Below are 15,055 nucleotides of genomic sequence, written 5' to 3'. Positions count from 1 at the left end.
CCGCCCATGACTCACGCGTTCGTCCACCTGCGTCTGCACACCGAATACTCCCTGGTCGATGGCCTGGTGCGGGTCAAACCGCTGATCAAGGCCGTCGCCGGGGCCGGCATGCCGGCGGTGGCGGTTACCGACATGAGCAACATGTGCTCGCTGGTGAAGTTCTACAAGACGGCCATGGGCGCCGGGGTCAAGCCGATCTGCGGCGCCGATATCTGGATGGCCAGCGCCGAGGAAGACGGTCCGCTGACGCGCCTGACCCTGCTGGCGATGAACGCCAAGGGCTACCGCAACCTCACCGAACTGATTTCCCGTGGCTGGGCCGAAGGGCAGAGCAACGACCTGGTGATCATCCAGCGTGACTGGGTCAAGGGCGCCGCAGAAGGCCTCATCGCGCTCTCTGGTGCGCGTGAAGGCGAAGTCGGTCAGGCGCTGCTGGCCGGTGACGAAGCGCTGGCCGAAACGCGCCTGCGTGAATGGATGGCCGCGTTCCCGGATCGTTTCTATCTGGAAGTGCAGCGCACCAGCCGAGTTGGCGACGAAGAGTACCTGCACGCGGCGGTGGCGCTGGCCGATCGTGTCGAGGCGCCGCTGGTGGCGACCAACGACGTGCGCTTCATCAAGCAGGGCGACTTCGAGGCGCACGAAACCCGCGTCTGCATCGGTGAAGGTCGTACCCTCGACGACCCGCGCCGGCCACGGCATTACTCCGATCAGCAGTACCTGAAAAGCGCCGAGGAAATGTGGGAGCTGTTCTCCGACCTGCCCGAGGCACTGGAGAACACCGTCGAGATCGCCAAGCGCTGCAATATCGATGTGCAGCTCGGCAAATACTTTCTGCCGGATTTCCCCACGCCCAATGGCATGGGCATCGACGACTACCTGCGCCATGCCTCGTTCGAGGGCCTGGAGGAGCGTCTCGAAGTTCTGCTGCCCAAGGACATCCCGGACTATGAGGCCAAGAGGCAGGTCTACATCGATCGCCTCAACTTCGAACTCGACATCATCATCCAGATGGGCTTTCCCGGTTACTTCCTGATCGTGATGGACTTTATCAAGTGGGCCAAGAACAACGGCGTGCCGGTCGGGCCGGGCCGTGGTTCGGGCGCCGGTTCGCTGGTGGCCTACGTGCTGAAGATCACCGATCTCGATCCGCTGGCCTATGACCTGCTGTTCGAGCGCTTCCTCAACCCCGAGCGGGTGTCCATGCCCGACTTCGACGTCGACTTCTGCATGGACGGCCGCGACCGGGTGATCGACTACGTCGCCGAGAAATACGGACGCAACGCGGTGAGCCAGATCATCACCTTCGGCTCGATGGCGGCCAAGGCGGTGGTGCGCGACGTGGCTCGCGCCCAGGGCAAGTCCTATGGCCTGGCCGACCGTCTGTCGAAGATGATCCCCTTCGAAGTGGGCATGACCCTGGAGAAGGCTTACGAGATGGAGGAGCCGCTGCGCGACTTCCTCAAGAACGACGAAGAAGCCGCCGAAATCTGGGACATGTCCCTCAAGCTCGAAGGCGTGGTGCGTGGTACCGGCAAGCACGCCGGCGGCGTGGTGATCGCGCCCACCAAGCTCACCGACTTCTCGCCGATCGCCTGTGACGAAGAGGGCGGCGGCCTGGTGACCCAGTTCGACAAGGACGACGTCGAGCAGGCCGGCCTGGTCAAGTTCGACTTCCTAGGTCTGCGTACCCTGACCATCATCAAGTGGGCGATGGAAACCATCCACCGCATCCAGAAGCGCGACGGTGCCCCGGACGAGGATCTGGTCAACATCGACTTCATCCCGCTGGATGACAAGAAAACCTACGACATGCTGCAGAAGGCGGAGACCACGGCGGTCTTCCAGCTCGAATCACGCGGCATGAAGGAACTGATCAAGAAGCTCAAGCCCGACTGCCTGGAAGACATGATCGCACTGGTGGCGCTGTTCCGCCCCGGCCCGCTGCAGTCCGGCATGGTGGACGACTTCATCAACCGCAAGCACGGCCGCGCCGAGCTGTCCTATCCGCACCCGGACTACCAGTACGCCGGCCTCGAGCCGGTGCTCAAGCCCACCTACGGCATCATCCTGTATCAGGAGCAGGTGATGCAGATTGCCCAGGTCATGGGTGGCTACACCCTGGGGCAGGCGGACATGCTGCGGCGTGCCATGGGCAAGAAGAAGCCCGAGGAAATGGCCAAGCAGCGCGGCGGCTTCATCGAAGGTTGTGCCAGCAATGGCATCGACGCCAATCTGGCGGGCAACATCTTCGATCTGGTGGAGAAATTCGCCGGTTACGGCTTCAACAAGTCGCACTCGGCCGCCTACGGTCTGGTGTCCTACCAGACGGCCTGGCTCAAGGCGCATTACCCGGCGCCGTTCATGGCGGCGGTGCTCTCGGCGGATATGCACAACACCGACAAGGTGGTGATCCTGGTCGAAGAGTGCCGCAACATGAAGTTGCGCATCGATCCGCCGGACGTGAACGTGTCCGAGTTCAAGTTCACCGTCAACGACGACGGTCGTATCGTCTACGGCCTGGGTGCGGTCAAGGGCGTGGGCGAGGGGCCGGTCGAGGCCATCGTCGAATGCAGAGCCTCCGGTGGTCCGTTCAAGGACCTGTTCGACTTCTGCAACCGCGTCGACCTCAAGCGCATCAATAAGCGCACCCTGGAAGCGCTGATCCGCAGCGGTGCGCTGGATCGTCTCGGTCCGTACTATCAGGACGAGCTCAAGGCCTATCAGGCCAGCGTGGACAAGAACCGCGCCGTGCTGCTGGCGTCCATGGAAGAGGCCGTGCAGTCCGCCGAGCAGACCGCGCGCAGCGCCGAGAGCGGCCACATGGACCTGTTCGGCGGCCTGTTCGCCGAACCCGAGGCGGACGTCTACGCCAATCATCGCAAGGCGCGCGAACTGCCGATCAAGGAGCGCCTGAAAGGCGAGAAGGACACCCTGGGCATCTACCTGTCCGGCCATCCCATCGACGAATACGAAGGCGAGATTCGCCGTTTCGCCCGCCAGCGCATCGTCGAGCTGAAGCCGGCGCGCGACACCCAGACCATCGCCGGGATGATCGTCAACCTGCGGGTGATGAAGAACAAGAAGGGCGACAAGATGGGCTTCATCACCCTTGACGACCGCTCCGGGCGCATCGAAGCCTCCTTGTTCGCCGATGCCTTCGCCAGCAACCAGGCGTTGCTGCAGAACGATGCGTTGGTGGTGGTCGAGGGCGAAGTCAGCAATGACGACTTCTCCGGTGGCCTGCGTCTGCGTGCCAAGCGCGTGATGAGTCTGGAAGAGGCCCGTACCGGCCTCGCTGACAGCCTGCGGCTGAAGGTCGCTGGCGAAGCGCTCAAGGGGGATCGCCTGCGCTGGCTGGCCGAACTGTGCAGCAAGCACAAGGGCGCCTGCCCGGTGACGCTGGACTACAGTGGCGAGGAGGCACGCGCCTTGCTTCAATTTGGCGATGCCTGGCGAATCGACCCGGCCGACACTTTGATTCAGGCATTGCGTGACCAGTTCGGGCGCGACAACGTCTTTTTGCACTACCGCTGATGCAAGAGGGGAAAATACCCCTTTGTGTTGGCATCGACACCTGCGGGTGTCGACCCGCTGCGTCCTATCCCTTAAGGTAGGACGCCTAATGGATACAGCTCCCCGGCCACTTGGCCGTCGACGCAAGACGGATGACTATGAACCCGAATTTCCTCGATTTCGAACAGCCGATCGCCGACCTGCAAGCCAAGATCGAAGAGCTACGCCTGGTTGGTAACGACAACTCGCTGAATATCGGCGATGAGATTGCCCGCCTGCAGGACAAGAGCAGCACCCTGACCGAAAGCATCTTCGGCAACCTGACCAGCTGGCAGATCGCCCAGTTGGCACGCCATCCGCGCCGCCCTTACACCCTGGATTACATCCAGCACATCTTCACCGAGTTCGACGAACTGCACGGCGATCGTCACTTCTCCGACGACGCCGCCATCGTCGGTGGTATCGCCCGTCTGGGCGATCAGCCGGTGATGATCATCGGTCACCAGAAAGGCCGTGAAGTGCGCGAGAAGGTTCGCCGCAACTTCGGCATGCCGCGCCCGGAAGGCTACCGCAAGGCCTGCCGTCTGATGGAAATGGCCGAACGCTTCAAGATGCCGATCCTCACCTTCATCGACACGCCCGGTGCCTACCCGGGTATCGATGCCGAGGAGCGCGGCCAGAGCGAGGCCATCGCCTGGAACCTGCGGGTGATGGCGCGCCTGAAGACCCCGATCATCGCCACCGTCATTGGTGAAGGGGGGTCCGGTGGTGCGCTGGCCATCGGCGTCTGCGACCAGTTGAACATGCTGCAGTACTCCACCTACTCGGTGATCTCCCCGGAAGGCTGCGCCTCGATTCTCTGGCGTACCGCCGAGAAGGCGCCGGATGCCGCCGAAGCCATGGGCATTACCGCCGAGCGCCTGAAGGATCTGGGTATCGTTGATCAGGTCATCGCCGAGCCGCTGGGTGGCGCGCACCGTGACCCGGCGGCGGCTTCCGAGTCGATTCGTCAGGAGCTGACCAAGCAACTGGCCAGCCTGCAGAAGCACGACACCGACACGCTGCTCAAGCGTCGTTATGACCGTCTGATGAGCTACGGCATCGCCTGAGTTCGCTGGCATAGATGGCTTTTGTAGGGTGTCGCGGGGCCGCCCAGGCCGTGCGCACCCATGACAGTCGCGCCGGTATTTGGGTGCGCATGGCGCACCCTGCGTAATTTCATCGCACATCACCACGGGCCTTCGGGCCCGTTGTTGTTTAAGCTTGGCTGATGACTGCTCTCGAACTTCGCCTGCGCCAGGCCCTGCAGCCCTGGCGCGCGGCCCCGGCGTGGCGCATTGCCTTTTCTGGTGGCCTGGATTCCAGCGTGCTGGTGCACCTGCTCGCCGACTGGGCTCGGTGCGAGGAGCTGCCGCCGATTTCTGCCATTCATGTCCATCATGGCCTGCAGGCTGCGGCCGACGCCTGGCCCGAGCATTGCGCGCGTGTCTGCGAAAAGTTGGGCATCGCTCTCGACGTCGTCAGGGTTCGGGTCGCGCCAGGTGCCAGTCTCGAACAGGCCGCACGCAGCGCGCGTTACCAGGCTTTCAGCGAACGGCTGGGCGCGGGCGATGTGCTGCTCAGTGCCCAGCATCGCGACGATCAGGCCGAAACCCTGTTGTTTCGTTTGTTGCGCGGTGCCGGCGTGCGCGGGCTGGCGGCGATGCCGGCCAGTCGACCGTTGGGGCGGGGCAGCCTGGTTCGGCCGCTGCTCGACTGCTCACGGGCTGAGTTGCAGGCCCATGCGCAGCGTCATGGCCTTGCCTGGATCGAGGACCCGAGCAATGCCGACCAACGCTTCAGTCGCAATTTCCTGCGTCGGCACGTGATGCCGCTGCTGGCTGAGCGCTGGCCACAGGCGTCGAATACGCTGGCGCGCAGCGCACGCCATCTGTCTGAGGCTCAGCAGTTGCTGGAAGAGTTGGCCGAGATGGACCTGGCGGTTGCCCGTGGCGTTTCGGCATGTCCCTGGCTGCCACTTCCCTCTCTGGACTTGTCGGCGCTGAGCGCTCTGAGCGATGCACGTCAGCGCAATCTGCTGCGTCACTGGTTGGCGCCGCTGACGCGCATGCCCGATAGCGATCACTGGGCCGGTTGGTATGACCTGCGTGATGCCGGTCTGGACTCAGCGCCGATCTGGCGACTGGCCGACGGTGAGTTGCACCGTGCCGATGGTCGGCTCTGGTGGCTCAGTGGTCAGTGGCTGCGGCCGCTCGCCCCACTCGATCTGTCCTGCGACTCGTTTTGCGCGTCGGTCGAACTGCCTGGCAATGGTCATGTGCATCTACAGGGCGATCTGCCGCAGGGTCGCTGGCATTTGCGCTATCGCCAGGGCGGTGAGTCGTTGCCGCTGCCGGGGCGTGGCAGGCGCGATCTCAAGCGTCTGCTCAATGAGCTGCGCGTGCCGGCATTCGTCCGTCCACGCTTGCCGCTGCTATTCGATGGCGATGAGCTGATGGCGGTGGCGAATCTGTCGCCATCGTCAGTAATCGAGGCCGGCGGAGCGCGTCTGTGCTGGTCGCCGCCTATCGGCGCGCAAGGTTTGAGCTGGTAAGGCCTTTCGGGTAGACTACGCTCCCGTCTTACTACAGCTTTTGCCGACTCCCTCAGGGAGCTTGGCGAGCTTGCCATTGTTCGTACTGAATGGCGCTCCTTCGCTTTCCCCGGCGGCACTGACCGCTTAAACGCAGACTTCTAGGGTTTTTCATGACGCGCTACATCTTCGTCACGGGTGGTGTTGTTTCTTCATTGGGGAAAGGCATCGCCTCGGCTTCACTGGCGGCCATCCTGGAGGCGCGGGGCCTGAAGGTCACCATGCTCAAGCTTGACCCTTACATCAACGTCGATCCGGGCACCATGAGCCCGTTCCAGCACGGTGAGGTGTTCGTCACCCACGACGGCGCCGAGACCGACCTCGACCTGGGCCACTACGAGCGCTTCATCCGTACCACGATGAGCAAGAGCAACAACTTCACCACCGGCCGCGTGTACGAAGACGTACTGCGCAAGGAGCGCCGTGGTGACTACCTGGGTGCGACCATTCAGGTCATCCCGCACATCACCGACGAAATCAAGCGTCGCATCATCAAGGGTGCTGGCGATGCCGACGTGGCCCTGGTGGAAATCGGCGGCACCGTCGGCGACATCGAGTCGCAGCCGTTCCTCGAAGCCATTCGCCAACTGCGCGTGGAGGTGGGCGCCAAGCGCGCGATGCTGATGCACCTGACCCTGGTGCCGTACATCGCCACCGCCGGCGAGACCAAGACCAAGCCGACCCAGCATTCGGTCAAGGAGCTGCGCTCCATCGGCCTGCAGCCTGACGTGCTGGTGTGCCGCTCCGATCATCCGATCGACGTGTCCTCGCGGCGCAAGATCGCCCTGTTCACCAACGTCGAAGAGCGTGCGGTGATCAGCCTGGAAGACGTCGACACCATCTACAAGATTCCGGGCGTGCTGCATGCCCAAGGCCTGGATGACTTCGTCGTCGAGCGTTTCGGTCTGGAGTGCGGCGGTGCCGACCTGTCCGAGTGGGATCGCGTGGTCGATGCCAAGCTCAACCCGGAGAAAGAAGTCACCATCGCCATGGTCGGCAAGTACATGGAGCTGCTGGACGCCTACAAGTCGCTGATCGAGGCGATGAGCCACGCCGGTATCCAGAACCGTACCAAGGTCAATCTGCGTTATATCGACTCCGAAGACATCGAGAACCAGGGCACCGCGCTGCTCGAAGGTGTCGATGCCATTCTGGTGCCGGGCGGCTTCGGTCTGCGCGGCGTGGAAGGCAAGATCAAGACCGTGCAGTACGCACGTGAGCACAGGATCCCTTACCTCGGCATCTGCCTCGGCATGCAGGTGGCCGTGATCGAGTACGCCCGCAATGTCGTGGGCTGGACCGATGCCAACTCTTCCGAGTTCGATATGGCCAGCGCTCACCCGGTAGTGGGTCTGATCACCGAATGGCAGGACGCCGCAGGCAGCGTCGAGCAGCGCAGCGAGAGCTCCGATCTGGGCGGCACCATGCGCCTGGGCGCGCAGGACTGCCAGCTGCAGGCCGGCTCCAAGGTTCACGACTGCTACGGCAAGGACGTGATCGTCGAGCGTCACCGTCATCGTTACGAGGTGAACAACAACCTGCTGCCGAAGCTGACCGAGGCGGGCCTCAAGGTCACCGGTCGCTCCGGCGATGGCGCGCTGGTCGAAGTGGTCGAGGCGCCTGACCATCCGTGGTTCGTCGCCTGCCAGTTCCACCCGGAATTCACCTCGACGCCGCGTGACGGTCACCCGCTGTTCAGCGGTTTCGTCAACGCTGCTCTGGCGCAGAAAGCGAAGAAGGTCTGATCCATGGCACAGAAGATCATCAAGGTTCGTGACATCGAGATCGCCAACGACAAGCCGTTCGTGCTGTTCGGTGGCATCAACGTGCTCGAATCGCGTGACCTGGCCATGCAGGCCTGCGAGGAGTACGTGCGGGTGACCGAGAAACTCGGCATCCCCTACGTGTTCAAGGCCAGTTTCGACAAGGCCAACCGTTCCTCCGTCACCTCCTTCCGTGGCCCGGGCCTGGAAGAGGGCATGAAGATCTTCGAGGAGGTGAAGAAGACCTTCGGCGTACCGGTGATCACTGACGTTCACGAGCCGCACCAGGCGGCTGCTGTGGCCGAGGTGTGCGACATCATCCAGCTGCCGGCCTTCCTCTCGCGGCAGACCGATCTGGTGGTGGCCATGGCCAAGACCGGCGCGGTAATCAACATCAAGAAGGCTCAGTTCCTTGCGCCGCAGGAAATGAAGCACATCCTGGCCAAGTGCGAAGAGGCCGGTAACGATCAGTTGATCCTCTGCGAGCGTGGTTCCTCCTTCGGTTACAACAACCTGGTGGTGGACATGCTCGGCTTCGGCATCATGAAGCAGTTCGAGTACCCGGTGTTCTTCGATGTGACCCACGCCCTGCAGATGCCGGGCGGTCGCGCCGACTCCGCTGGCGGTCGCCGCGCCCAGGTTACCGACCTGGCCAAGGCGGGCATGAGCCAGGGCCTGGCAGGCCTGTTCCTCGAAGCGCATCCGGATCCGGAAAACGCCAAGTGCGACGGCCCGTGCGCCCTGCGCCTGAACAAGCTGGAGCCGTTCCTCACCCAGCTCAAGCAGCTTGACGATCTGATCAAGAGTTTTCCGCCGATCGAGACTGCCTGAACCGCACGCAATCCGGTAAAGTGCCGCCCCAGAAAAGATCCCCCTGACCCGTGAGTCAGACTGTGTCGCCGACCGCCCTTCGGGGTGGTCGGCGGCCCCGCGCAGCCCGCTGCTGCAGTCTTATCGTCAAACCTTGGAGTGCAAACAACAATGGCAAAGATCGTCGACATCAAGGGTCGTGAGGTTCTCGACTCCCGCGGCAACCCCACCGTGGAAGCGGATGTAATTCTGGAGGGCGGCATTGTCGGCAGCGCGTGCGCTCCGTCCGGCGCCTCCACCGGCTCGCGCGAAGCGCTGGAGCTGCGTGACGGTGACAAGAGCCGTTACCTGGGCAAGGGCGTGCTGAAAGCCGTCGCCAACATCAACGGCCCGATCCGCGATCTGCTGCTCGGCAAGGACGCCGTCGATCAGAAGGCTCTGGACCGTGCGATGATCGAACTCGACGGTACCGAGAACAAGGCGACTCTGGGCGCCAACGCGATCCTCGCCGTGTCCCTGGCTGCCGCCAAGGCCGCCGCCCAGGCCAAGGGTGTGCCGCTGTACGCACACATTGCCGATCTGAACGGCACGCCGGGCGTCTACTCCATGCCGGTGCCGATGATGAACATCATCAACGGTGGCGAGCACGCCGATAACAACGTCGACATCCAGGAATTCATGGTGCAGCCGGTAGGCGCCAAGAATTTCGCCGATGCCCTGCGCATGGGCGCCGAAATCTTCCATCACCTCAAAGCCGTGCTCAAGGCTCGTGGCCTGAACACCGCCGTGGGTGACGAAGGTGGTTTCGCGCCGAACCTGGCCTCCAACGAAGACGCCCTGGCTGCCATTGCCGAGGCCGTGGCCAACGCCGGCTACACCCTGGGTGACGACGTGACCCTGGCGCTGGACTGCGCATCGAGCGAGTTCTACAAGGACGGTCAATACGACCTGGCCGGCGAAGGCAAGGTATTCAGCGGTGAAGGCTTCGCCGACTACCTGGCTGGCCTGACCGAGCGTTACCCGATCATCTCCATCGAAGACGGCATGGACGAGTCCGACTGGGCCAGCTGGAAAGTGCTGACCGACAAGATCGGCGCCAAGGTGCAGCTGGTAGGCGACGACCTGTTCGTCACCAACACCAAGATTCTCAAGCGCGGCATCGACGAGCAGATCGGCAACTCGATCCTGATCAAGTTCAACCAGATCGGCTCGCTGACCGAAACCCTGGAAGCCATCCAGATGGCCAAGGCCGCCGGCTTCACCGCCGTGATCTCGCACCGCAGCGGCGAAACCGAAGACAGCACCATCGCCGACCTGGCCGTGGGTACTGCCGCCGGTCAGATCAAGACCGGTTCGCTGTGCCGCTCCGACCGCGTTTCCAAGTACAACCAGTTGCTGCGTATTGAAGAGCAGCTGGGCGGTAAGGCTCCGTACAAGGGTCGTGCCGAGTTCCGCGGCTAATGACTGCGTAGTAGAAGAGGGCGACGCAAGTCGCCCTTTTTCGTGGTTATCCCAGCGTTGGTGCTGCATGCTGTAGGAGCGGATTTATCCGCGATTCTTCGCGGCTGAAGCCGCTCCTACAAAGGCAGCGTCATTGCAGGCATGGCCTCTTTCGTGGACGCTTCGTCGATCCCTGGGAACCAATGCACGGATGCAGGTACCGAAACTCCATGTCACTCATCAGACGGCTCCTTTTCAAGCATGAACGCAGCCCCTACCATGCCGATGACTCAATCTGCGAGCCGCTCCATGCGTAGTCCGTATTGGCTGTTCATCGTGCTGATCCTGTTGCTGGTCGGTCTGCAGTATCGACTGTGGATCGGCGACGGCAGCCTGGCTGCTGCCAGTCATCTGCAACAGCAGATCGACGAACAGCGGAGCGAGAACGAGCGGCTGCTGGAGCGCAACCGCATCCTCGAGGCCGAGGTGATGGAACTCAAGCGCGGCATGGAAACCGTGGAAGAGCGCGCGCGTCAGGAGTTGGGCATGCTCAAAGAGGGTGAAACCCTCTATCTGCTGACCGAATGACCACGAAATTCTGGCTGGTGATCCCGGCCGCTGGCGTCGGCGCGCGCATGGCCGCCGACCGGCCCAAGCAGTACCTGCAGATCGCCGGCCGCTGCATTGTCGAACATACCCTGCATTGTTTTCTCGAGCATCCCGGCCTGTTGGGCGCGGTGGTGTGCGTGGCGGTGGATGACCCTTACTGGCCGCAACTGCAGGTGGCAAGCGATGCGCGTATCCGCCGGGCACCTGGCGGACGCGAGCGGGCCGATTCGGTATTGGCGGGGCTGCAGGCGCTGCTTGCAGAGGGTGCACGCGCCGAGGATTGGGTGCTGGTGCATGACGCCGCGCGTCCCAACCTCAGCCCTGCTGACCTGGATCGCCTGCTGGACAGTCTGGCCGATGATCCGGTCGGCGGCCTGCTGGCCATACCGGTGCGCGATACGCTCAAGCGTGCCGCAAGTGACGGCCGGGTGGCCGAGACCGTGGATCGCAGTCTGATCTGGCAGGCTTACACGCCGCAGATGTTCCGCCTGGGCGCGTTACGCGAAGCGCTGGCGCAAGCGCTGGAAGAAGGTGTGGCAGTGACCGATGAAGCCTCCGCCATGGAGTGGGCAGGGCAGTCGCCCCGTCTCATCGAAGGCCGGGCGGACAACCTCAAGGTCACCCGCCCGGAAGATCTGCACTATCTCCAGTCCATATGGCCGCAAGACCGTTGAACTGGATTGACCGCATCAGTGCGTCCAGGGTTTGGCATCTTTGCCAATAGTGCGATCCAGTGCGTTGGTCAGCTTGTTCATGGCGCCGTCGATCGCCTGCTGCAGTTCGCTGGCATCGTGGGACACCGTCAGCGGATCGCGTCCCTTCATCCGCGCCTCGACCTTGCAGCGCTTGTCTTGCGGGCCGCTCTTGAGCGCGTTCTCGTCGGAGAGGTGAATTTCGATCCGGGTGAGATGGTCCTCGTAGCGCTGAAGCTTGTCCCGGATGCGACTGCCAATGCCGTCCCTGAAGTCCATCGAGGAGGTGACGTGCTTACCACTGTTGACCAGAACCTGCATAACCATGTCCTCATGTCGCTGAGTTCGTGAGGCCCCGTTTGGGCGGGGGCATGGTGTGTGACGCGGTCGCCTCGCTCAAGTTTCGCGCCGGCTTGTGACATTCCGTGACCGTGCAGCCGGCTGACAAGGTCGTTGCAGAGCGTCAGACGGAGACGCTGTACTCGGCGCGCTGGCTCAGGCCCTTGCGCAGCGAGTCGATCAACTGGCGTACCTTGGGCGAGAGATGGCGCTGCTGTGGATAGAGCGCCCAGACCGCTGTATTGGGTGGGCGATGCTGTTCCAGCAGAGAGATCAGTCGTCCGCTGCGCAGGTGTTCCAACACGTAATAGTCCGGCAGCTGGCACAGACCAAAGCCGCGCAGCGCTGCGTCGAGCACGGCCTGGCCGCTGTTGCAGCGCCAGTTGCCCTGTATTCGCACCTGGGTTTCCCGACCGTTCTCGGCGAAGCTCCAGTGGTCGCTGCTCCCCACCAGGCAGTTGTGCCGGGCCAGCTCGGATAGCGAGTGCGGGCGCCCGTAGCGCTGCAGATAGTCGGGAGCCGCGCACAGATACATTTCGCGAGGCGCGAGGCGTGCGGCCATCAGCCGCGAGTCCTGCAGGCGCCCGAGGCGGATGGCCAGATCCAGGCCTTCGTGCAGCAGGTCGAGCTGGCGGTTGGACAGTTCGATCTCCACGCGCAGCTGCGGATGCTGCGCCATGAAGTCGTTGACCAGCGGCACGATGAAGCGCTCGCCGTACGCCACCGCACAGGTCATGCGCAACAGCCCCTTGGGTTCCGCCCCGAGGTCGCCGACCGCGCGCAGCGCTTCTTCGCGGGCATCCTGCAGGCGCTGGCAGTGTTGCAGGAACAACTGGCCGGCCTCGGTCAGGGCCACTCGCCGGGTGCTGCGATAGAACAGCCGGCTCTGCAGGCGTTCTTCCAGGCGTGCCACTTGGCGGCTGACCTGCGACGTGGACAATCCCAGGCGCTCGGCCGCGGCACTGAACTGCCCGCACTCGGCCACGGCGACGAATTCGTCGAGTCCTTCCCAGCGATTCATCGATGCTTGTTCTCCTGTGCTCCCGATTGCATCCGGCTGCACCTGTAGGAGCCCGCTTGCGGGCGATGTAAGGAGGCTCAATATTATCCCTGTACAGCAATAATGTTTTGCTCTGCTGCTGATTATCTCGTATTGGACATGAGCTAGACTGCCGACCACTGTCCACGCTCCCCTGAGAGAACTGCCATGATCAAGTCCCGCGCCGCCGTCGCCTTCGCCCCGAATGAGCCCCTGAAAATCGTCGAGGTCGATGTGGCGCCACCTCAGGCCGGCGAAGTGCTGGTGCGTATCGTCGCGACCGGCGTCTGCCACACCGACGCCTACACCCTGTCCGGGCAGGACAGCGAGGGCGTGTTCCCCTGCATTCTCGGTCACGAAGGTGGCGGTATCGTCGAGGCAGTGGGCGAGGGCGTTACCTCGCTGGCGGTCGGCGACCACGTGATTCCGCTGTACACCGCCGAATGCGGCGAGTGTAAATTCTGCAAATCCAACAAGACCAACCTGTGCAGCTCGGTACGCGCGACCCAGGGCAAGGGCCTGATGCCCGATGGCACCAGCCGCTTCTCCTACAACGGCGAGCCGGTCTACCACTACATGGGCTGCTCGACCTTCTCCGAGTACACCGTGCTGCCGGAAGTCTCCCTGGCCAAGATTCCCAAGGACGCACCGCTGGAGAAGGTTTGCCTGCTCGGCTGCGGCGTGACCACCGGTATCGGTGCCGTGCTCAATACCGCCAAGGTCACCGAGGGCTCCACCGTGGCCATTTTCGGCCTGGGCGGCATCGGTCTGGCTGCCATCATCGGCGCCAAGATGGCCAAGGCTTCGCGCATCATCGGTATCGACATCAATCCGGCCAAGGAGGCGGTGGCCCGTGAGCTGGGCATCACCGACTTCGTCAACCCGAAAGAGCACAGCAAGCCGATCCAGGAGGTCATCGTCGAGATGACCGACGGTGGCGTCGACTACAGCTTCGAGTGCATCGGCAACGTGCAGCTGATGCGCGCCGCGCTGGAGTGCTGCCACAAGGGCTGGGGCGAGTCGACCATCATCGGTGTCGCGCCGGCCGGTGCCGAGATCAGCACCCGTCCGTTCCAACTGGTGACCGGCCGCGTCTGGCGTGGCAGTGCCTTCGGTGGCGTCAAGGGGCGTACCGAGCTGCCCAGCTATGTCGAGAAGTCGCAGAGTGGTGAAATCCCGCTGGATACCTTCATCACCCACAACCTGCCGCTGGAAGACATCAACGAGGCGTTCGAGCTGATGCACGAAGGCAAGAGCATTCGCACCGTCATTCATTTCTGACCTCAGGGTGACCTGACTCTAGGGTGCGCCATGCGCACCAGGATCAAGCGGTGCGCACGGCGCACCCTGCGGAGATGCCCATGACCCTCGAAATCGTTTCCAGCAACAAGAGCTTCGGTGGCTGGCACAAGCGCTATCGCCATCGCTCCAGCAGCCTCAATTGCGACATGGTGTTTGCCGTCTACCTGCCGCCTCAGGCCGAGCAGGGCGCCAAGCTGCCGGTGTTGTACTGGCTCAGCGGCCTGACCTGCACGGACGAGAATTTCATGCAGAAAGCCGGCGCCCAGCGTATGGCCGCCGAGCTGGGGCTGATCATCGTCGCGCCGGACACCAGTCCGCGTGGCGAGGGCGTGGCCGATGACGCCAACGGCGCCTACGACTTCGGTCTGGGCGCCGGCTTCTATGTCAACGCGACCCAGGAGCCCTTCGCGCGGCACTACCGCATGTATGACTACGTGGTGCAGGAGCTGCCGGCGCTGATCGAGGCCAATTTCCCGGTTTCGGACAAGCGCGGCATCGCCGGCCACTCCATGGGTGGTCACGGGGCGCTGATCTGCGCGCTGAAGAATCCGGGGCGTTATCAGTCGGTGTCAGCGTTTTCGCCGATCAGCAATCCGATGAACTGCCCCTGGGGCGAGAAGGCCTTCTCGCTGTACCTGGGCGAGGAACGTTCGCGTTGGCGTGAGTGGGATGCCAGCGTGCTGATCGCCGAGGCCGGCGAGAAGCTGCCGATTCTGATCGATCAGGGTGATCGTGACGATTTTCTCGAGGGGCAGCTCAAGCCGCAGGCGTTGCAGGCGGCCGCCAAGGCTGCGGGTCATCCGCTGACGTTGCGCATGCAGCCGGGCTATGACCACAGCTATTACTTCATCGCCAGCTTTATCGACGATCACCTGCGTCATCATGCCGAGGCCTTGACCTAGGTCGTTCTGCG

General features: G+C 63.1%; 12 protein-coding genes. 10 read left to right on the top strand and 2 right to left on the bottom strand.

Annotation, left to right across the window (positions count from 1 at the left end; all coding sequences use genetic code 11):
* Nucleotides 1–6: 6 nt before the first annotated feature.
* The 8 genes from dnaE (at nucleotide 7) to ispD (ending at nucleotide 11,444) form a co-directional block, all read left to right on the top strand.
* Nucleotides 7–3,537, top strand: coding sequence for a DNA polymerase III subunit alpha (dnaE, locus tag ACN0X6_RS21515; protein WP_417707097.1), 3,531 nt, complete (start codon nucleotides 7–9; stop codon nucleotides 3,535–3,537).
* A 137-nt stretch (nucleotides 3,538–3,674) separates the two neighbouring features.
* Complete coding sequence (locus tag ACN0X6_RS21510) at nucleotides 3,675–4,625, top strand: acetyl-CoA carboxylase carboxyltransferase subunit alpha (RefSeq protein WP_417707095.1); 951 nt, start codon at nucleotides 3,675–3,677, stop codon at nucleotides 4,623–4,625.
* Between the two features lie 161 nt (nucleotides 4,626–4,786).
* A complete protein-coding gene (gene tilS, locus ACN0X6_RS21505) occupies nucleotides 4,787–6,109 on the top strand; it encodes a tRNA lysidine(34) synthetase TilS (RefSeq protein WP_417707094.1) in 1,323 nt (440 codons plus the stop codon).
* A 152-nt stretch (nucleotides 6,110–6,261) separates the two neighbouring features.
* Nucleotides 6,262–7,893, top strand: coding sequence for a CTP synthase (locus ACN0X6_RS21500; protein WP_417707092.1), 1,632 nt, complete (start codon nucleotides 6,262–6,264; stop codon nucleotides 7,891–7,893).
* A gap of 3 nt (nucleotides 7,894–7,896) precedes the next feature.
* On the top strand, nucleotides 7,897–8,742 hold the full coding sequence (gene kdsA / locus ACN0X6_RS21495; RefSeq protein WP_017674773.1) for a 3-deoxy-8-phosphooctulonate synthase: 846 nt from the start codon (nucleotides 7,897–7,899) through the stop codon (nucleotides 8,740–8,742).
* A gap of 150 nt (nucleotides 8,743–8,892) precedes the next feature.
* A complete protein-coding gene (gene eno / locus ACN0X6_RS21490; RefSeq protein ID WP_417707091.1) occupies nucleotides 8,893–10,182 on the top strand; it encodes a phosphopyruvate hydratase in 1,290 nt (429 codons plus the stop codon).
* 288 nt (nucleotides 10,183–10,470) lie between these two features.
* Nucleotides 10,471–10,749: a septum formation initiator family protein gene (locus ACN0X6_RS21485; protein ID WP_417707089.1), complete on the top strand. Its 279-nt coding sequence runs from the start codon at nucleotides 10,471–10,473 to the stop codon at nucleotides 10,747–10,749.
* Nucleotides 10,746–11,444 (top strand): 2-C-methyl-D-erythritol 4-phosphate cytidylyltransferase, encoded by a 699-nt coding sequence (gene ispD / locus ACN0X6_RS21480; RefSeq protein ID WP_417707087.1) that lies wholly within the window; start codon nucleotides 10,746–10,748, stop codon nucleotides 11,442–11,444. The genes ACN0X6_RS21485 and ispD overlap by 4 nt, the downstream gene beginning before the upstream one ends.
* A gap of 15 nt (nucleotides 11,445–11,459) precedes the next feature.
* Here the strand turns inward: ispD and ACN0X6_RS21475 are convergent, their stop codons facing one another.
* Complete coding sequence (locus ACN0X6_RS21475; RefSeq protein WP_160019629.1) at nucleotides 11,460–11,783, bottom strand: HPF/RaiA family ribosome-associated protein; 324 nt, start codon at nucleotides 11,781–11,783, stop codon at nucleotides 11,460–11,462.
* A 142-nt stretch (nucleotides 11,784–11,925) separates the two neighbouring features.
* Nucleotides 11,926–12,822 (bottom strand): LysR substrate-binding domain-containing protein, encoded by an 897-nt coding sequence (locus ACN0X6_RS21470; protein WP_417707084.1) that lies wholly within the window; start codon nucleotides 12,820–12,822, stop codon nucleotides 11,926–11,928.
* A 186-nt stretch (nucleotides 12,823–13,008) separates the two neighbouring features.
* On the opposite strand from ACN0X6_RS21470, the gene ACN0X6_RS21465 reads away from it, so the two are divergent.
* Both ACN0X6_RS21465 and fghA read left to right on the top strand, forming a co-directional pair.
* Entirely contained in the window at nucleotides 13,009–14,121 is a 1,113-nt protein-coding gene (locus tag ACN0X6_RS21465) for an S-(hydroxymethyl)glutathione dehydrogenase/class III alcohol dehydrogenase (RefSeq protein WP_206418269.1), read from the top strand.
* A gap of 80 nt (nucleotides 14,122–14,201) precedes the next feature.
* On the top strand, nucleotides 14,202–15,044 hold the full coding sequence (gene fghA / locus ACN0X6_RS21460; protein WP_417707082.1) for an S-formylglutathione hydrolase: 843 nt from the start codon (nucleotides 14,202–14,204) through the stop codon (nucleotides 15,042–15,044).
* The last annotated feature ends 11 nt before the right edge of the window (nucleotides 15,045–15,055 follow it).

Origin of the sequence: Pseudomonas sp., assembly GCF_048269965.1 — a bacterium.
Classification (GTDB): domain Bacteria; phylum Pseudomonadota; class Gammaproteobacteria; order Pseudomonadales; family Pseudomonadaceae; genus Aquipseudomonas.
The sequence above is the reverse complement of the archived record's forward strand: the minus strand, read 5'-3'. Positions and strand labels throughout refer to the sequence as shown.